Source organism: Methylorubrum podarium (assembly GCF_040270385.1).
Taxonomy (GTDB): domain Bacteria; phylum Pseudomonadota; class Alphaproteobacteria; order Rhizobiales; family Beijerinckiaceae; genus Methylobacterium; species Methylobacterium podarium.
Map to the genome: position 1 here is coordinate 62,359 of NZ_JBELQE010000126.1, position 18,480 is coordinate 80,838.

Genomic DNA, 18,480 nt, shown 5'->3' on the forward strand with positions numbered 1-18,480 from the left:
GGCGCCGCTTGTAGCCCGGATGGGCCGCGCGGTCAGCGCTTGCGGGCGGGGGCCGGAAACGTCTCGCCGCGCATGAGCGCGTTGAGGCGCTCGGTGTCGAAGCCGGTGAGCATGCGCTCCGTCTTGGTCTCGACCGCCGGTCCCTGCGTCACGGTGCCGGTCGTGACGGGATCGGACAGGACCGGGGCGGCCCGCGCGATCGTCGGAGCCGGCACCGCCGCGACCGCCCGATGCGCGATGCGGTCGGCACTCACGAGGACCACCGACAGCGTGCCGAAGGCGATGACCGTGCCGAAGGCGATGACGCGCAGGATGCTCACGATGGGGAACTCGGATACGCGGGATACGCGGGAGCGTGAACGGCGGCTCCCGGAAACAGGATGCGCCCGCTGTCGTTAACGAACCGGACGGGCAGGCCCCCGGCGGACCGGCCCTATTCAGGACAGCAGCCAGAGAATCGGCAGAGGATTCCGCCATGAACGAGCAGGCGACGGCGAGCGACAGCCCCTTCATCCAGGGCCGCAACGCCCGGCTCTACGGCAAGAGCATCGAGTCGTGCCCCTATCCGGAGGGCTCCCAGGACCGCGCGGCCTGGATCCAGGCCTACGAGGAGGCGGCGGCCGACGATCCGGCGGAGTAAGGCGCGACGCGAACCGCCTTGACGCTTCCGGCTTCGAAGGGCTGAAAGGGCTTCAACGCCCGCCCTCTCTCCCTTCGAGGCTGATGTCCAAGACCCCTCCCCGCGACCGCGGCCGCTTCGGCGCCGACACCCGCCTCGTGCTCGCCGGGCGCGACCCCGGCGCCCAGCACGGCTTCGTCAACACGCCGATCTATCGCGGCTCGACGGTCCTCTACCCGACCTACGACGACATCAAGCACCGGCGCGGGCGCTACAACTACGGCACGTCCGGCACGCCGACGATGGACGCGCTCTGCGAGGCCTGGAGCGAGATCGCGGGCGCCGCCGGCACGGTGCTCGCGCCGTCCGGCCTCTCGGCCCTGACGCTGGCGCTGATGTCCTGCGTGAGCGCGGGCGACCACCTCCTCGTCACCGATTCCGCCTACCGCCCGACCCGAATCTTCTGCGACGGGGTGCTGGCGCGCTACGGTGTCGCCGTCGAGTACTACGATCCGGTGATCGGGGCCGGGATCGCCGGGCTGATGCGCGACAAGACGCGGGCGGTGCTGGTGGAGGCGCCGGGCTCGCAGACCTTCGAGATGCAGGACGTGCCGGCCATCGCCGAGGCCATGCATGCCCGCGGCGGCACGGTGGTGATGGACAACACCTGGGCGACGCCGCTGCTGTTCCCGCCGCACGAGCGCGGCGTCGATCTCGCGGTGGAGGCCGGCACCAAGTATCTCAGCGGCGGCTCCGACCTGCTGCTCGGCCTCGTCTCGGCCAACGCGAAGCACTATCCGGCGCTCAAGCGCACCTACGAGCACTTCGCCCCCTGCCCCGGTCCCGAGGACATCTTTTTGGGGCTTCGCGGCCTGCGGACCATGGGCCTGCGCCTGCGCGAGCACGGCGCCCGCGGGCTCGCCATGGCCGAATGGTTCCAGGCCCGTCCCGAGGTGCTGCGGGTGCTGCATCCGGGATTGCCGGACGATCCCGGCCACGCGATCTGGAAGCGCGATTTTTCGGGTGCCTCGGGCCTGTTCGGCGTGATCCTCAAGCCCGTCTCGGAGGCGGGGCTCGCCGCCTTCCTCGACGGGCTCGAACTGTTCGGGATGGGCTTTTCCTGGGGCGGCTTCGAGAGCCTCGTCATCCCCTTCGACCCGACCGTCTACCGCACCGCCACCCGCTGGCAGCCGGGCGGCCCGGCGCTGCGCTTCCATATCGGGCTGGAGGATCCGGAGGATCTGAAGGCGGATCTGGAGGCGGGGTTCGCGCGGATGGTGGCGGCCTAGGCGGCGGTTCCGAAACGAGGCTTCCATCACGGGAAGATTGCTGGACAGCGGTGCAGGGGTTACAACTAGAGCGTGAAAATTGTCTACCGAATGGACGGGTCCGATGCTGCGCATATCCGCCCTGGCTTGGGTCCTCGCCGCGATGCTGATTTCTCCCACGCTCGTTTGGGCGGAGGATCGGGCACGGGTGGCTCAAACGCCGGACCAAGCGACATCCGCGGAGACGGTCAACGGGATCAGGACCGAGCGGCACGGTACCTCCGTCCTCAAGATCGACACGACGGGGAAAGGCGCCGTCCTCTGCATGCTCGGACTCTTGGAAGGGATTGAGAAGATCGGCTCCGAATGCCGCGCTGGTGAGGATCCGGAGTTTCAGCACGAAGTCCGCCGCTCGATCGAGAGGATCGACCAGTTCGTGGTCGAGAACAGCGTGCCCAGACTCACCTCAGAGCAGGTGACGGCGCAGCGTGCCGCCCGCGACCGGATGGTCGTCCCTCATGTCAGCCTATGCGGGAAGGATTCCGTGCTCATCTATCAAGCCCTGCGCGCGAGCGGCGCGGACAAGCTTCGTGCGAGCGTGACGGATCTTCTGTCGATTCCCCGCGAGCCGGTGATCAACCCCTGCCTGTGATCGCAGGACGCCCGGGAAAATAGCCGTCCCGAGCCGCCTCACGGCACCACCCACGTCCCCCTCCACCCCTCCTCTCCCCGAAAGAAAACCGCCCGCCGGTGCCCGCGCCGGTCGAGGTAGAGCAAATCCATCCGCGCGACGGTCAGCACCACCGCGCAGAAATTCCCGCGGCCGAGGCGCGCCTCCGGGTCCTCGTCCGGCAGGGCGTAGGCGTCGCCCGCCGCGAGCGCGGTGCCGGGGGCGGGGTCGATGCCGTAGCAGACCCGGCTCATCGCCAGCGCGGCGGCCCAGGCGGCGTCGGCGACCGCGTCGTCGCGGTGCAGGCGCGCCCGCCCTTCGAGGCGGAGCTGGAGCTTGGCGCGCCCGTCGTAGACGTGGAGGGCGGAAAGCCCGCTGTCGGCGATCTCCCGCGCCTTGTCCGAGCGGCGGTCGCAGTGGAAGCGCAAGGTGCCCGCCCCGGTCGCGGCGGCGCGCAGCACCACGGTGCGCAGCCGCGGTTGGCCCGCGGAATCGACGGTGGCCAGCGCGGGCGTATGGAAGGGGCTGTGCCGGTTCCCCACCCCCTCGGCGAGGCGGCGCCACGCTTCCGCGCGAAACCCGTCGAGGTCGTCGTAGAAGGAAGGCAGCGCGTCCACGAAAAGGACTCCCTCGGGTGTCATGCCCGCGTGTGATGCCGCCGTGCGGGAAGCCCGCCGGACGGCCGCCGGATGCTGGCGCGGCCGGTGCATCGGCGCAAGGCGCCGACGGTCCCGAACCGCGTCGGCGCCCGGCGCGATCAAACACCTTGGCACGGCCGACGGTTAGGGCCATTGCACGCCTCCGTGACGATCCCGGCACCGCTTCTGCATCCGGCGATGGCACGGCTGGCCGGCTACCGCATTGAACGCTCTCGAACACACGGTCTCGCTTCCATCTTGTCCCCGCACCGGCCCTCCTGTCCGAACCTCCCCCGTCCGCCCATCCCCCGATCCGTCCCGCGTCCCGGCGGGCGGCGGCCGCGCGGGGAACGGGCCGCGTGAGCGCCACCCCCTCCTTCCTCGCCGGCGGCGGCGAGGCCGGCGCGCTGATGCGCGGGCTCGACTGGGCGGCGACGCCGCTCGGGCCGGCGGAGGCGTGGCCGGTCGCACTCAAGACCCTGGTCGGCGTGATGCTCGGCTCGCAGCAGCCGATGCTGATCGTCTGGGGCGAGGCCCACGTCACGCTCTACAACGACGGCTACGCGCCGATGTGCGGCGCCCGCCATCCGCGCGCCCTGGGCCGCCCCTTCGACGAGGTCTGGCACGACATCTGGGACCAGGTGGAGCCGATCCTGTCGCGGGCCTATGCGGGCGAGGCCACGCATATGGACGACATCACCTTCACGATGCAACGCAACGGCTACCCGGAGGAGACCCACTTCGCCTTCGGCTACACGCCGGTGCGGATCGAGGACGGCACGGTGGCGGGCATGTTCTGCGCCTGTTCGGAGACCACCGCCGCGGTGCGGGCCGGCCGGCAGATGCAGGCCGAGCGCGAGCGCTTCGCGCGGCTGTTCGAGCAGTCGCCGAGCTTCGTCGCGGTGCTCGACGGGCCCGACCACGTCTTCGCCTTCGCCAACGCCGCCTATCGCGGGCTCGTGGCCCACCGCGACGTCCTCGGAAAGCCGGTGCGCGCGGCCCTGCCGGAGATCGAGGGCCAGGGCTTCTTCGAGCTGCTCGACGAGGTGTTCGCCACCGGCCGCACCCACACCGCGCACGGGGCGCCGGTGACGCTCCTGCGCGTCCCCGGCGGCGTGCCGGAGCGCCGCTTCCTCGATTTCGTCTACCAGCCGATGCGGGACGCGGGCGGGACGATCACCGGCGTCTTCGTCGACGGCTCGGACGTGACCGAGCGGATCACCGGCAACGCGGCGCTCGCCGAGAGCGAGGCGCGCTTCCGCACCATGGCGGACGACGCGCCCGTGATGATGTGGGTCACCGATCCCGACGGCGCCTGCCACTACCTCAACCGGCGCTGGTACGAGTTCACCGGCCAGACCGAGGGGCAGGCGCTCGGCCTCGGCTGGCTCGACGCCGTCCACCCGGACGACCGCGGCTGGTCGGGCGAGACCTTCCTGAGGGCGAATGCCCGGCGCGAGGGCTTCCGCCTCGAATACCGCCTGCGGCGGGCCGACGGCGTCTATCGCTGGGCGATCGATACCGCGAGCCCGCGATTCGCCGCCGACGGGAGCTACATGGGCTATATCGGCTCGGTGGTCGATATCGAGGAGCGCCGCGCCGCCGAGCTGGCGCTCGCCGAGAGCGAGGAGCGCCTGCGCGTCGCGGTGGAGAACGCCGAGGTCGGCTTCTGGGACGTCGATCCGGTCGCCCGCACCCTGTTCTGGCCGGCGCGGGTCAAGGCGATGTTCGGCATCTCGCCCGACGTGCCGGTCTCGATGGACGACTTCTACGCCGGGCTCCACCCGGAGGACAGGCCGAAGACGAGCGCCGCCTACGCCGCCGCGGCCGACCCGGACCGGCGCGCGCTCTACGATGTCGAGTACCGCACCGTCGGCAAGGAGGACGGCCTCGTCCGCTGGGTCGCGGCCAAGGGGCGCGGCGTGTTCGACGCGGACGGCCGCTGCCTGCGTGTGCTGGGCACCGCCATCGACATCACCGCGCGCAAAGCGACCGAGGAGCGCCTCCTCGAGACCACCCGCCGCCTCGACGCGGTGCTCGACAACGCGACGCAGGCCATCTTCATGATGGATGAGCGCCAGCACTGCGCCTACATGAACCGCGCCGCCGAGCGGCTGACCGGCTACACCCTAGAGGAGACCCGGGGACAGGCGCTCCACGACGTCGTCCACCACACCCGGCCCGACGGGAGCCCCTACCCGCTCCACGAATGCCCGATCGATCAGGCGTTCCCCGAGAACAACCAGGAGCAGGGCCAGGAGATCTTCGTCCACCGCGACGGCTCGTTCTACCCCGTGGCCTTCACCGCGAGCCCGATCCGCGACGAGGCCGGCGCGCCGATCGGCACGGTGATCGAGGCGCGCAACATCGAGGGCGAGCTGCGGGCCAAGGCGCAGCTGGAGGCGTTCAACGCGAGCCTGGAGCAGCAGGTCGCGGCCCGCACCGCCGAGCTGATGCGCACCGAGGAGGCCCTGCGCCAGTCGCAGAAGATGGAGGCGGTGGGCCAGCTCACCGGCGGGCTCGCCCACGACTTCAACAACCTGCTCACCGGCATCACCGGCTCGCTCGAATTGCTCCAGACCCGCCTCGCCCAGGGGCGGCTCACTGAGATCGACCGCTACGTCAACGCGGCGCAGGGCGCCGCCAAGCGCGCGGCGGCGCTGACCCACCGCCTGCTCGCCTTCTCCCGCCGCCAGACCCTCGACCCCAAGCCCACCGACGTGAACCGGCTGGTGATGGGCATGGAGGAGCTGATCCGCCGCACCATCGGCCCGTCCATCACCCTGGAGGTGGTGGCCGCGGGCGGGCTGTGGTCGGTGCTGGTCGATCCGAGCCAGCTCGAGAACGCGCTCCTGAACCTCTGCATCAACGCCCGCGACGCCATGCCGGATGGCGGCCGCATCACCATCGAGACCGCCAACAAGTGGCTCGACGACCGCGGCGGGCGCGAGCGCGACCTCGATCCCGGCCAGTACCTGTCGCTCTGCGTGACCGATACCGGCACCGGCATGAGCCCGGACGTCATCGCCAAGGCGTTCGACCCGTTCTTCACCACGAAGCCGATCGGCCAGGGCACGGGGCTCGGGCTGTCGATGATCTACGGCTTCGTGCGCCAGTCAGGCGGGCAGGTGCGGATCTACTCGGAGGTCGGCCAGGGTACGACGATGTGCCTCTACCTGCCGCGCCACTACGGCGCGGCGGAAGAGCCGGACGCGGCTCCCGACCTCGCCACCGCGCCCCGCGCCGAGCAGGGCGAGACGGTGCTGATCGTCGACGACGAGCCGACGGTGCGGATGCTGGTGACGGAAGTGCTGGAGGATCTCGGCTACACCGCGATCGAGGCCGCCGACGGCCCGTCCGGCCTCAAGGTGCTGCAATCGGACGTGCGCATCGACCTTCTGGTCACCGATGTCGGCCTGCCCGGCGGCATGAACGGCCGGCAGGTGGCGGATGCAGGCCGCGTGATGCGGCCGGAGCTGAAGGTGCTGTTCATCACCGGCTACGCCGAGAACGCGGCGGTGGGCAACGGCCACCTCGAGCCCGGCATGCAGGTCATCACCAAGCCCTTCGTGATGGAGGTGCTGGCCGCGCGCATCAAGGAGATGATCAACGCGCGGTGAGGGGCCAAGCCTCCGAGATTCCGAGCGGATCGACGACGCGCATCCCCTCTCCCCGCACGCGGGGAGAGGGCTTTGCCGACCTTGTCGTCGGCAAAGCGAGGCGGCAGCCGGAGGTGAGGGGGCTCGACCGGAGGAGCCTCTTCCTGAGCCGCCCCCTCACCCTCGCTCTGGCTTCGCCTCCGCTCCCGGCCTGCACGACAGGATGCAGGCCGGCCTCTCCCCGCACAGCGGGGAGAGGGGAACCCGACTGGAACCCGAGATCAGAACCGCGCCGGGTCGAGCTCGAAGGTCGGCGGCAGCGCCTCGAACCACTCGCTGTAATAGGGATCCTTCGGGATGGCTTCCGCCCAGCGCGCGCGGAAGCGGGCCTGCTCGTCCGCCGCGACGGTGCGCGCCCGGTTGCGGCTCTCGTAGTGATAAAGTTCGACCTCGGCGCAGTAGACGCTGCGCAGGCCCCGCTCGCGCAGGCGCAGGCAGAGATCGACGTCGTTGTAGTTGACGGCGAAGTCCTCGTCGAAGCCGCCGATGGCTTCGAAATCGGCCCGCCGCACCATCACGCAGGCTCCCGTCACCGCGAGGTAGTTGCGGTTGCCGGCCGTGGAGAAGAAGTGGCCGGGGTCTTCCCGCGGGTAGGAGCGGCGGGGATGGTCGGGGGTCGCGTCGATCACCGTGACGCCGACATGCTGCAGCTCGCCGGTCTCGAACAGCAGCCTGGGGCCGACCGCCCCGACGCCGGGGATCTGCAGCAGCGCCAGCATCGCCTCGATCCAGTCGGGGCTGATCACCTCGATGTCGTCGTTGAGGAAGACGAGCACCTCCCCCGTCGCGGCCCGTGCCCCGAGATTCATCTTGGCGGCGACGTTGAAGACGGGCCGGTCCCAGGTAACGGAGCGGGCGCCGAACCGCTCCAGAGCCGCCCCGGTCGCCGGCCGCAGGTCACCGTTGTCGACCGCCACGATCTCGATCGCCTCGTAGGTGCTCCGCTCGCGGAGGCTCGCGAGGCAGGCGGCCAGGAGATCGACGGTGCGGCCGCGGACCGCGCTGTCGCGGCCGGCGGTGGGGATCACGATGGAGACCAGCGGGCGCCCGGCCAGGGGCCGGCGCAGGTGGAAGCTGCCGGCGAACGCCGTCGGGCGCACGACGTCGAGCCCGCCGGTTCGCCGCGCCCTGTCCTCCAGCGCCCGCACGGCGGCGGCGACCACGTAGCCCTTGTTGTCCATGGCCTGGGCCGTCGAGCCGGGGATCGCCCGCCAGTGATAGAGCACCTGGTCCACGTGGCGAACGCGGGTGACGTGCTCGGTGTAGCGCAGCACGAAGTCGTAATCCTGCGCGCCCTCACATTCGGGCCGGAACGCGCCGATCCGGGTCACGATGTCCCGCCGGTAGAGCGCCAGATGGGCCGTGTACATGCAGGCCTCCAGCGTCTCGGGCGACCAGTCCGGCTTGAAGAACGGCTCGTAGCGCTCGCCCGCAATCGTGATCTTGTCCTCGTCGGAGTAGAGGAAATCGGTCTGCGGATCCTCGTTCAGGGCGGCGACGAGGGCGAAGAGCGCGTGCGGCGGGATCGTGTCGTCGTGGTCGATCAGGGTGATCCAGTCGCCGGTCGCGAGCGCCAGGGCGTCGTTGCTCGCCCCGACGATGCCGCCGTTCGTCGTCCGCCGATGCAGCCGAACCCGCGGCTCCTCCGCCGCCAGGGCGTCGAGCATCGGCGCGACGTGGGGGGCGGTCGAGGCGTCGTCGCAGAGGCACAGCTCCCAATCGGGATAGGCTTGCGCGCGGATGCTGGCGAGCGCCGCCTCCAGATAGGGCCGGGGCGTGTTGTAGACCGGCATGACGATGGAGATGCGCGGCCGCACCCGAAACCCGTCGATCGCCGCCCGCATCGCCTCCGGCGACGGCAGGGCCGGGCGCTCGACCCGCTCGATCCAGGCGGCGTAGGAGGCCGCCGCAGGGCGCGGCCGGGCGCTGTCCCAGAAGGCCCGCCACAGGGCGGCGGGCGGGCGGCTCAGGGCGAGGCGCGCGAGACGCCCGAGCAGGGCTCGGCCTCCCCTCTCCTCCTCCGGCAGCCGGGCCAGGAGCCGGCGGGCGACGGCGAGCGCGGCGGCGGGGCCGCGCAGGGGCTCCAGCGTCGCCCGCGCGAGGCGGAACCGCCCGCTGGCGGCGAGCGGATCGAGGCGAAGGCCCCGCACCCGGCGCGGCAGGCGCACGAGGTCGTCGATCCCGCCGTCCTCCCGCATCTCGAGGCGAACCGCCTCGTCCTCGCGAAAGCCCGAGCCGTCATCGACGTAGAGGAGCGGCACCGGCTTTGTCGCGCCGAGCCCCTCGAGGTCGGCCCGGATGCGCACCCAGCCCGCGGAGAGCCGGAGCGGGAACAGCCGCCCGCCGCGGGGATGGGTGAGGCGGAATTGCGGGTCGGAGCCGGTGGAGCGCCAGACGCCCTCCCCCTCCGGCTCGACCTGTCCCTTCGGTTCGATGCGGCACGCGATCATGGGGACAGGCGTTAGAGCGCATTTCGCCGAAGTGGCAACCGGTTCGTCATCGGAATGCGCGTCGGAACAAAGGTCTAGAGCATCGTCCCGAAAGGTGGTTGCCGGCTTTCGGGACGATGCTCTACAGCCACCGGCCCGATGCCGTCAGGGCGGATTGGGCGCTAGCGCGGCGCGCGGTGAACCGCGAGCCAGATCGTCGGATTCTGCGTGCGCTCGACGCGATGCCGGCGATGGGCCGGGATCAGTAGGTGGTCGCCCTCGGCGAGGCGCCGCGGCGCGCTCTCGTCGGCGAAGCGCAGTTCGGCGCTGCCTCGAAGCACCGCGACCCACTCGTCCTCGTCCTGATCGTACCAGAAGCCCGGCGGGCTCGCCTGCCCCGTCGAGACGATGCGCTCGATCCGCAGGCCGGGGGCGGCGAGCAGCGTCTCGAAGAGTTCCTCATCCGCGTGCGCCGGCAGGCCGGCGAACAGGTTGGGACAGGCGGTCATGTCGAGGTCTCTCCCGGTCGAGGGGCGCCGCCGGAGCCGGCCGGACACCGCGCGGCGCGTCCGGCGTTGAATCGGGGAAGGCGGCGCGCCCCGCGCCGCCGCAGCTTGCGACGGATCGATGCCCGAGACCAAACCCGCGCCGCCCCCGCCGGCCACCGAGGATGCCGGCCTGCCGACGCCGCCGAGCCCCGGCCGCCTGCCGCCGCCGAATCTGCCCCCCGCGCCGCCCGCCGACGAATCGTCCGACGATGAGGCGGACGGCGCCGGCACGGAGTGAGGCGGTGCCGGACCGTGCCGAGGCCCGTGCCCGGATGGTCGAGACGCACCTCGTCGCCCGCGGCCTGCGCGACGCCGCGGTCCTCGAAGCGATGGGCGCCGTGCCGCGGGAGGCCTTCGTGCCGGCCGACCTCGCGGCGGCGGCCTACGGCGACGGGCCGCTGCCGATCGGCGCGGGCCAGACGATCTCCCAGCCCTACATCGTCGCCCTGATGATCGAGGCGCTGGCCCTGCGGCCCGGCGACCGGGTGCTGGAAGTCGGCGCCGGCTGCGGCTACGCGGCGGCGGTGCTGGCCCGGATGGGGGCGCAGGTCTTCGCCATCGAGCGCCACGCCGCCCTGGGCGAGGCCGCGGGCGCCCGCCTCGCCGCGCTCGGCTTCGGCTCGGTGCATCTGCGCGTCGGCGACGGACAGGCGGGCTGGCCCGAGGCGGCGCCCTTCGATGCGATCCTCGTCTCGGCGGCGGGCCCGGACGTGCCGCCGGCGCTGAAGGACCAGCTTCGCGACGGCGGCCGCCTCGTCATCCCGGTCGGGCCGCCCGGTGGGCAGACGCTGCTGCGCCTGACCCGGCGCGGGCCGGACCGGTTCGAGAGGACCGATCTCGGCCCGGTCTCGTTCGTGCCGCTGCTGCGGGGCGTGGGGACGGTGGAAGCGGGGTGAGGAGGCGTGGAAGGGCTCAGGGATCGTCGCGACGCCGCGCTCGATCGCTCAACGCCCGTGCGAGGCTTCGTCCGCGGTCCCCTCTGCCGCCGTCGCGGAGGTGAGCCTCAGCCGCGGTTCCATCCTGTCGTGCAGAACTCTGAGGATCACGACCTCGCGCTCGCCCCCATCGCATTCGTGATCGTGAAGTACGGGACGTGTTGAGTGAGCCTCCGGTTGCCGCCTCGGATCCGGCAGGTGCGTGGATTGGATAGCGGATCGCAAAAAATTTCGAGCAAAGCCGGAACCCGGTTCGCTTGACCACGTTTACGCGCGTGCGAGGCCCGAACGGGCTCGCATGGTGGGCGCCGGACGTCAGGTGTCCGGCGGCCCTCGTCATCACGTTGCTCCCAGGAGGATGTGGTCATGAGGACCTTCGATTTCGCTCCTCTCTATCGTTCCACCGTCGGCTTCGACCGCCTGTTCTCCCTGCTCGACCAGGCCGAGACCTCGGCCGCTTGGCCGCCCCACGACATCGAAAAGGTGTCCGAGGACGGCTACCGCATCACCATGGCGGTCGCCGGCTTCGCGCCCGACGAGATCGAGCTGACCCAGCACGACACCGCGCTCCTCGTCGCGGGCCAGAAGAAAGCCCAGGAAGGCGAGCGTCAGTACCTGCACCGGGGCATCGCCGGCCGCACCTTCCGCCAGACCTTCAACCTCGCCCAGCACGTGCGGGTCACCGGCGCCAGCCTGGAGAACGGCCTGCTCACGGTCGAGCTGAAGCGCGAGGTGCCGGAGGCGCTCAAGCCGCGCCGGATCGCCATCGGCGGCAGCCAGGCCGCCGCCGGGCAGGACAACGCGCCGGTTCAGGGCGCGGACCGGTCCACGGGCCAATCCACGGGCCAATCCAAGGCCGCCTGACCCGACGCGCGACCCATAACACGAGCCGACATCCCCGGAGGCCCGCGCTTCCGGGGATCCCTTCCTTTTCGCACGCGAACCCCGTGCCTTCAGGGAGATGACCCGTGACGATGATGGAGACCTCTTTCGGCCATTCCGGCCCCGTGAACGCCGGACCCGTGAACCCGGCCGGCACCCCGGCCGCCTCGTTCGACGCGTGGCAGGCGCGCGTCGCCCCCGGCGACGTGTTCCGCCACCCGCGCGAGGTGCTGGCCCACCCGCTCCTGTCCCGCGCGGACAAGCGCGCGATCCTGGCGTCCTGGGCGTCCGACGCCTGCGCCCTGGAGAACGCCCCCGCGCTGCGCTGCCTCGCCGGCTTCAGGGCCGAGCCGGTGCCGCTCGATGCCGTCCTCGCCGCGCTCGGCACGCTCGACTGGGAGGCGCCCCCGGCGAAACCGGCCCAGCCGGGAGGCCGGCCCCTGCCCCGGCGCCCGCGGCGGCTCTCGAACCTGCACCGGTTCCTTCGCCGGCGCCGGGACGACGACGACGATCCGCCGCCCTGCCCGGCGGCGCGGATGCCACGTCCGCGGACGCCGCCGAGCGCCGCGGCCCTGGCTCTCGGCATTCCGGCCTAACTCCGGCGCCCGCTGGCGTGCCCGCAAGGGCGGAGCCTGCCGAACGCTTCCTCAAGCGCCTGTGACCTGCCGCGGACGACGCGTTCAGCGGCCGGATTTCAGCGCCGCGGCCTCGTCCTCGACGACGAGCCGCGGCGTCGGCGGGAACGTGACGCCGTCATAGACGTCCGCCATGCGGAGGGTGACCCCGATCTGCGGCAGGTCGATCTCCGCATCGAGACCCTCGATGGTTCTCGCCGACCACGACCCGTCCGTCCCCCTCCACCACAGCCGGACGATGGGTTGGTTCGGCTCGACGAACAGGATGGAGTCGAGGCCATCGACCGCCTTGTACTCGCCGAGCTTGTCGATCGCATCGAAATCGCGCGTGCTCGGCGACAGGACTTCGACGACGAGCCGTGGCCCTGCCGCCGTGAACGCACCGGGTTTGCGGTTCCCGCAATCGAGCCCGACATCCGGCCGCCGGATCTGGGAGGGGCCCGTCTGAACCGCGCCGTCGCCGGTGAACGGCCGACACCCGGAGCCGCGCGTCTGGTTCTTCAGTTCGGTGAGGATGTTGACGACGATGTCATCGTGCACGTTCTTGGCGCCGGCCATGAGCTGAGGCTGACCGCCGACCAGTTCGTACAGGTCGGACTGGCGTTCCTGCCAGGCGAAGAATTCCTCGATGGTCCAGCGACGCCGTGCCGACTCTGCCATGCCGGGCCTCTCCCGTCTGGGCCGACGCTACCGCACGCGGCCGGCCCGCGCCAAGTCGGAGCGGCCCGTCGGCTCGCGCCTCACCGCCGCCCGAACAGCCGCTCGATCTCGGCCAAGCCCAGCGTGACGAAGGTCGGGCGGCCGTGGTTGCACGAGCCGGAGAGCGGGGTCGCCTCCATCTCGCGCAGGAGCGCGTTCATCTCCTCGGGCTTGAGGCGGCGGCCGGCGCGGATCGAGCCGTGGCAGCTCATCCGCGAGAGGAGCGCGTCGAGGCGCCGGCTCACCGGGTCGGGATCGCCCTCGCCCGCCGGGCCGCCCTCCTCGACGCCGCTCGCGTCCAGCGCGTCGAGCACGTCGAGCACGAGCCCCTTCACCGAGCCGCCCGCGAGCGCCGCGGGCACCGCCCGCACCAGCACCGCGCCGGGGCCGAACGCCTCCAGGCTCAGGCCCAGCCGCTCCAGTTCGGGGGCGGCCTCGACGAGGCGGTCGGCCTCCTCGGGCGCCATCTCGACCACGTCGGGGATCAGGAGGCCCTGCCGCGCCACGCCGCCGCCGGCGCGCTCGCGCTTGAGCCGTTCGTAGACCAGACGCTCGTGGGCGGCGTGCTGATCGACCAGCACGATGCCGTCGCGGGTCTGGGCGAGGATGTAGGTCTCGTGGATCTGCGCGCGGGCGGCGCCGAGCGGATGGGTCTCGGCCTCCGGGATCGTCTCCGGCTCGGGCCGCAGGTCGGCGCCCGGCGGGGCGAGGCCGGCGGAGAACAGCGCCTGCGGCGTCTCGGCGAAGCCCGCGCGTGCCTCGTCGGCCGGACGCAGGGGGGCGCGGTAGCCCGCGGGCGCGGCCACCGAGGGGCCGGAGAACAGGCGGCTCGCCGGGCGGGGGCTCAGGGCGCTCGCGGCGGAGACGCCGGAATGCACGGCGAACCGGCCCGCGCCGGCCGCCATCGGCGGGGTGCTTCCCAGGCCGCCGAAGCCCGGGCTTCCGCCGCCCGCGCGCAGGGCGTCGAGGGCGGCCTGGGTGCCGGTGCTGGACGAGCGGGCGCCGGCCCGGCGCAGGGCGTCGTGGATCGCGCTGACGATGAGTGCGCGCACCAGCCCCGGCTCGCGGAAGCGCAACTCGGTCTTGGCCGGATGCACGTTCACGTCGACGAGGGCGGGATCGCAGGTGAGGGTGAGCGCGAGCACCGGGTGCCGGTCGGAGCTCATCGTGTCGGCGTAGGCTCCGCGCACGGCGCCGAGCAGCAGCCGGTCGCGCACCGGGCGCCCGTTGACGACGAAGTGGATGTGGCTCGCCGCCCCGCGATGGAAGGTCGGCAGGCCGACATGGCCCTGAAGCGCGAAACCCTCGCGGGCCATGTCGACGGGCACGGAATTGCCGGGAAAGTCCGGCCCGAGCACCGCCCCGAGCCGGCGCAGCAGCGCCGCCGGACCCGGCTCGCTCTCGGCGGGGAACACCGTCGGGCTGCCGCTCTCGGTCCGCAGCGTGAAGCGGATGCCCGGCTGCGCCACCGCGAGCCGGCGCAGGATCTCGGAGACGGCCGCCGTCTCGGCCCGGTCGGATTTGAGGAATTTCAGCCGGGCCGGGGTCGCGGCGAAGAGTTCGGTCACCTCGATGCGGGTGCCCCGCGTCGCGGGTGCCGGGCGCACCGGGCCCTTGGCGCCGGAATCGACCGTCAGGCTCACCCCCTCCCCGTCCGCGGTGCGCGAGGTGAGGGTGAGCCGCGAGACCGCCCCGATCGAGGGCAGCGCCTCGCCGCGGAAGCCCAGCGAGCCGATCCGGGTCAGGTCGCCGTCGGGCAGCTTCGAGGTGGCGTGGCGCTCCACCGCCAGCGCCAGATCCTCCGCCCCCATGCCGATGCCGTCGTCGACGACGCGGATCAGGCGGCGCCCGCCGCCCTCGATCGCCACCTCGATGCTGCGCGCGCCGGCATCGATGGCGTTCTCCACGAGCTCCTTGACGGCGGAAGCCGGCCGCTCGACCACCTCGCCCGCGGCGATGCGATCGACCAGGATCGGATCGAGGCGGCGGACGGCGGCGCGCGGCGGATCGCAGAAGTCGGGGGCGGCGGACATGGCTCGCGAAATATAGGAGGCTTGCCAACCGCCCGATAGGCGAAGGCCTGCGCTTGCGAACAACCCTTCCCCGCTCACCCTCATCCTGAGGTGCCCGCGTCGGCGGGCCTCGAAGGATGCTCTAGGAATCGCAGCGGCCGCCGGAGGACCCTTCGAGGCTCCGCTTCGCTCCGCACCTCAGGGTGAGGCATTGGGTGGGACGACGAGGCTCACCCCCGCGGCAGCATCCGGTCGCTGATGATGCGGCGCTGGATCTCGCTGGTGCCCTCGAAGATCGTGGTGAGGCGGGCGTCGCGCCAGTAGCGCTCGATCCGCCGCTCGGTGGTGTAGCCGTTGCCGCCGTGGAGCTGCATCGCCTGGTTCGTCACCCGCACCGCCATCTCGGTGGCGAGGAGCTTTACCGCCGCCGACTCGCTCTCGGCGGGCAGGCCCTCGTCGAGGAGGTGGGCGACCTGTTGCCAGTAGGCGCGGGCTTGGGCCACCTCCGCCGCCATGTCGGCCAGCGCGAAGCGCAGGGCCTGGAACTGGCCGATCGGCTGGCCGAACTGCTCGCGCTCCTGCAGGTAGGCGGTGCAATCCTCCACCGCGGCCCGCGCCACGCCGACCGCGCGGGCGGCGGTGTGGACGCGGGCAATGTTGAGGCCGCGCTGGACCGAGGCGAAGCCGCCGGAATCGGCGTCCGCCCCCTCGTCGCCGTAGAGGCCGGTGAGCCGGTCGCGCTCGGGCGCCCGCACGCCGTCGAGCCGAAGCTCGTAGGTGAGGAAGCCGTGATAGCCGATCTTGTCGATCACCGTGCCGGTCATCCCCTCGGGGAAGGTGCCGGGCTCCTTGACCACGAGGAAGGGTTCGAGCCCGGCGGAGCGCGGTTCGCCTGGCTCGGGGTCGCGCACGCGGGCCAGCACCTCGATGAAGTCGGCCCCCAGCGCGAAGCCGGCCCAGCGCTTGGTGCCGGTGAGCACCCATTCGTCGCCCTCGCGCACGGCGCGGGTCTGCACCCCGGCGAGATCCGAGCCGGCGGTGGGTTCCGACAGCGCGATCGAGCCGATCCATTCGCCCCTGGCGGATTTGGCGAGCAGCGCCCGGCGGCTCTCGTCGTCGAGGGTCTGGGTGCCGAGGCCCTGGCCGCGGGCGAGGATCGAGCCGGTGGAGAGCCAGGCGCGGGCGAGTTCCTCCGAGATCAGGCAGTACTCGAACACGCCGAGCCCCATCCCGCCATACTCGGCGGGGATGGTGATGCCGAACCAGCCCTTCTCGGCCATCGCGTCGATCAGCGAGCGGGGCATCTCGCCCTTCTGCGGATCGAGTTCGTCGGCGAGCGGCAGGATCACGTCGCGGGCGAAGTCGCGGGCCTCCTCCTGCAAGGCGACGCGTCTCTCCGTGCGCCAGGGCGAGAGCAGCTCCGGCGGGCGCGGCGCCTTGAAGTCCGATCGGCCCATGACTCCTCCCCGTAACGTGCGGTTGTTCGTCGGAGCCGAACGCTCAAGTTGGCAAAACGTTCGCGGTCCCGGCACTTTCCCCTCCCCACAAGAGGGAGGAGAGCCGCCGCTGCGACGCCGCTCTTGCGCTCGGTCGCGCCCGCCCCCAGAACGCCGCCCATGCTGCGCGTCAACGATCTCACCTACCGCATCGGCGAGCGGGTCATCCTCGATGCCGCGACCTTCGCGATCCCCGATCGCGCCCGGGTCGGGCTGGTCGGCCGCAACGGCGCGGGGAAGACCACCCTGTTCCGGGCGATTCTGGGCGAGTTGCCGATCGATGCCGGCGCGGTCTCGGTGCCGAAGGGCATGCGCATCGGCGCGGTGGCGCAGGAGGCGCCCGCCGGCCCCGAGACCCTGCACGCGGTGGTGCTCGCCGCCGACCTCGAGCGCACCCGGCTGATGCGGGAGGCCGAGACCGCCGACGGCCTGCGCCGGGCCGAGATCGAGACGCGGCTCGTCGATATCGGCGCCCACTCGGCCCCGGCCCGCGCCGCGGCGATCCTGCACGGGCTGGGCTTCGACGCGGCCGCCCAGGCGCGGCCCTGCTCGGACTTCTCCGGCGGCTGGCGGATGCGGGTGGCGCTCGCGGCGATCCTGTTCTCCGAGCCCGACCTGCTGCTGCTCGACGAGCCCACCAACTACCTCGACATCGAGGGCACGCTCTGGCTCTACGACTACCTCGAGAAATACCCGCGCACGGCGATCATCATCAGCCACGACCGGGAGCTGCTCGACACGAGCGTGGACCACATCCTCCACCTCGACCGCGGCAAGCTGACGATCTACCGCGGCGGCTTCACCAGCTTCTCGCGCCAGCTCTCCGAGAAGCGGGTGCTCCAGGCGAAGGCCAAGGCCAAGCAGGACGCCGAGCGGGCGCATCTCCAGAGCTTCATCGACCGGTTCAAGGCCAAGGCGACCAAGGCGCGCCAAGCCCAGTCGCGGATGAAGCGGCTCGCCAAGATGGAGCCGATCGCCGCCCTCCTCGAGGACGAGGCGCCGGTGATCCACCTGCCGAGCCCGGAAAAGCCGCTCTCGCCGCCAATCGTCGCCATGGAGCGGGTGCAGGCCGGCTACGGCGAGCGGGTCGTGCTCTCGGGGCTCAACCTCAGCCTCGCCCCCGACGACCGGGTGGCGCTGCTCGGGGCCAACGGCAACGGCAAGTCGACCTTCTGCAAGCTGATCGGCGGCCGGCTTCCGCCGCTGGCGGGGGAATTGAAGCGCTCCTCCAAGATGGAGGTCGCCTATTTCGCGCAGCACCAGCTCGACGAGCTGCGCCCGTCCGAGAGCGCGGTGGCCCATGTCCGCGACCGCATGCCCGACGCCCCCGAGGCCAAGGTGCGCTCGGCCGCGGCCCGCCTCGGCTTCCCGGCCTCGAAAGCCGACACGCCGGTGGAAAAGCTCTCCGGCGGCGAGAAGGCGCGGCTGCTGATGGGGCTCGCCGCCTTCGACGGGCCGCACCTCCTCATCCTCGACGAGCCGACCAACCACCTCGACATCGAGAGCCGCCAGGCCCTGGTCGAGGCGATCAACGACTACGAGGGCGCGGTGATCCTCGTCTCCCACGACCGCTTCCTGATCGAGGCCTGCGCCGACCGGCTCTGGATCGTCGGCAACGGCTCGGTGAAGACCTTCGACGGCGACATGGACGATTACCGCCGCCTCGTGCTGGCCGGCCCGGAGCGGGCGGAGTCTTCTGGCGATGGGACCGGCGGGCAGAGGGCCGAGGCGCGCCGCTCGGCGGTGGAGCGGCGGGCGGCGCTCGCCCCGTTGAAGAAGCGCCTCGACGGGATCGAGGCGCGCATGGCCAAGCTGTCGGGGGCGATCGCGAAGATCGACGCGGCGCTCGCCGACGGCACCGCCTTCCTCAAGGACGCGGCCAAGGCCGGCGACTTGGCCCGCATGCGCGCCGAGGCCGCCGAGGCGCTGGCCAAGGCCGAGGAGGAGTGGCTGGAGGTGAGCGGAGAGATCGAGGCGGCCTGAGGCCGAA

At 72.0% G+C, this 18,480-nt stretch carries 16 protein-coding genes; 9 read left to right on the plus strand and 7 right to left on the minus strand.

The window, feature by feature from the left end; genetic code table 11:
* Nucleotides 1-32: 32 nt before the first annotated feature.
* On the minus strand, nucleotides 33-320 hold the full coding sequence (locus ABS772_RS24295; RefSeq protein WP_350397250.1) for a hypothetical protein: 288 nt from the start codon (nucleotides 318-320) through the stop codon (nucleotides 33-35).
* A gap of 155 nt (nucleotides 321-475) precedes the next feature.
* Between ABS772_RS24295 and ABS772_RS24300 the strand changes: the two genes are divergently transcribed.
* From ABS772_RS24300 to ABS772_RS24310, 3 genes are all read left to right on the plus strand, one after another.
* Nucleotides 476-640 carry a ribosome modulation factor gene (locus ABS772_RS24300; protein WP_350397252.1) on the plus strand — a complete coding sequence of 55 codons (165 nt, stop codon included), beginning with the start codon at nucleotides 476-478 and terminating at the stop codon, nucleotides 638-640.
* A gap of 83 nt (nucleotides 641-723) precedes the next feature.
* A complete protein-coding gene (gene metC / locus ABS772_RS24305; RefSeq protein ID WP_350397253.1) occupies nucleotides 724-1,908 on the plus strand; it encodes a cystathionine beta-lyase in 1,185 nt (394 codons plus the stop codon).
* A 103-nt stretch (nucleotides 1,909-2,011) separates the two neighbouring features.
* Nucleotides 2,012-2,539, plus strand: coding sequence for a hypothetical protein (locus ABS772_RS24310; protein ID WP_350397254.1), 528 nt, complete (start codon nucleotides 2,012-2,014; stop codon nucleotides 2,537-2,539).
* 38 nt (nucleotides 2,540-2,577) lie between these two features.
* On the opposite strand, the gene ABS772_RS24315 is transcribed toward ABS772_RS24310, so the two are convergent.
* Nucleotides 2,578-3,174: a pyridoxamine 5'-phosphate oxidase family protein gene (locus ABS772_RS24315; protein ID WP_350397255.1), complete on the minus strand. Its 597-nt coding sequence runs from the start codon at nucleotides 3,172-3,174 to the stop codon at nucleotides 2,578-2,580.
* Between the two features lie 380 nt (nucleotides 3,175-3,554).
* Between ABS772_RS24315 and ABS772_RS24320 the strand changes: the two genes are divergently transcribed.
* Complete coding sequence (locus tag ABS772_RS24320; RefSeq protein WP_350397256.1) at nucleotides 3,555-6,815, plus strand: PAS domain S-box protein; 3,261 nt, start codon at nucleotides 3,555-3,557, stop codon at nucleotides 6,813-6,815.
* Between the two features lie 260 nt (nucleotides 6,816-7,075).
* Here ABS772_RS24320 and ABS772_RS24325 read toward each other — a convergent pair whose 3' ends face one another.
* Both ABS772_RS24325 and ABS772_RS24330 read right to left on the minus strand, forming a co-directional pair.
* The gene (locus ABS772_RS24325; RefSeq protein WP_350397257.1) at nucleotides 7,076-9,304 is read right to left on the minus strand and encodes a glycosyltransferase family 2 protein; all 2,229 of its coding nucleotides are present in this window, start codon (nucleotides 9,302-9,304) and stop codon (nucleotides 7,076-7,078) included.
* Nucleotides 9,305-9,465: 161 nt separating this feature from the next.
* Nucleotides 9,466-9,792 carry a cupin domain-containing protein gene (locus tag ABS772_RS24330; protein ID WP_238256496.1) on the minus strand — a complete coding sequence of 109 codons (327 nt, stop codon included), beginning with the start codon at nucleotides 9,790-9,792 and terminating at the stop codon, nucleotides 9,466-9,468.
* A gap of 118 nt (nucleotides 9,793-9,910) precedes the next feature.
* On the opposite strand from ABS772_RS24330, the gene ABS772_RS24335 reads away from it, so the two are divergent.
* From ABS772_RS24335 to ABS772_RS24350, 4 genes are all read left to right on the plus strand, one after another.
* Nucleotides 9,911-10,069: a hypothetical protein gene (locus ABS772_RS24335; RefSeq protein ID WP_350397258.1), complete on the plus strand. Its 159-nt coding sequence runs from the start codon at nucleotides 9,911-9,913 to the stop codon at nucleotides 10,067-10,069.
* Nucleotides 10,041-10,727, plus strand: a complete 687-nt coding sequence (locus ABS772_RS24340) for a protein-L-isoaspartate(D-aspartate) O-methyltransferase (protein ID WP_350397259.1) — start codon at nucleotides 10,041-10,043, stop codon at nucleotides 10,725-10,727. Before ABS772_RS24335 ends, ABS772_RS24340 begins: the two co-directional genes overlap by 29 nt.
* Nucleotides 10,728-11,132: 405 nt before the next feature.
* Complete coding sequence (locus ABS772_RS24345; RefSeq protein WP_350397260.1) at nucleotides 11,133-11,630, plus strand: Hsp20 family protein; 498 nt, start codon at nucleotides 11,133-11,135, stop codon at nucleotides 11,628-11,630.
* Between the two features lie 110 nt (nucleotides 11,631-11,740).
* On the plus strand, nucleotides 11,741-12,244 hold the full coding sequence (locus ABS772_RS24350; RefSeq protein ID WP_350397261.1) for a hypothetical protein: 504 nt from the start codon (nucleotides 11,741-11,743) through the stop codon (nucleotides 12,242-12,244).
* 84 nt (nucleotides 12,245-12,328) lie between these two features.
* Here ABS772_RS24350 and ABS772_RS24355 read toward each other — a convergent pair whose 3' ends face one another.
* The 3 genes from ABS772_RS24355 to ABS772_RS24365 all read right to left on the minus strand — a co-directional run bounded on the left by ABS772_RS24355 (nucleotide 12,329) and on the right by ABS772_RS24365 (nucleotide 16,451).
* Nucleotides 12,329-12,943, minus strand: a complete 615-nt coding sequence (locus ABS772_RS24355; RefSeq protein WP_350397262.1) for a Uma2 family endonuclease — start codon at nucleotides 12,941-12,943, stop codon at nucleotides 12,329-12,331.
* Between the two features lie 80 nt (nucleotides 12,944-13,023).
* On the minus strand, nucleotides 13,024-15,015 hold the full coding sequence (gene mutL, locus ABS772_RS24360; protein WP_350397263.1) for a DNA mismatch repair endonuclease MutL: 1,992 nt from the start codon (nucleotides 15,013-15,015) through the stop codon (nucleotides 13,024-13,026).
* 209 nt (nucleotides 15,016-15,224) lie between these two features.
* Nucleotides 15,225-16,451 (minus strand): acyl-CoA dehydrogenase family protein, encoded by a 1,227-nt coding sequence (locus ABS772_RS24365; RefSeq protein WP_350397264.1) that lies wholly within the window; start codon nucleotides 16,449-16,451, stop codon nucleotides 15,225-15,227.
* 159 nt (nucleotides 16,452-16,610) lie between these two features.
* Between ABS772_RS24365 and ABS772_RS24370 the strand changes: the two genes are divergently transcribed.
* Complete coding sequence (locus tag ABS772_RS24370; protein ID WP_350397265.1) at nucleotides 16,611-18,473, plus strand: ABC-F family ATP-binding cassette domain-containing protein; 1,863 nt, start codon at nucleotides 16,611-16,613, stop codon at nucleotides 18,471-18,473.
* Nucleotides 18,474-18,480: the final 7 nt, after the last annotated feature.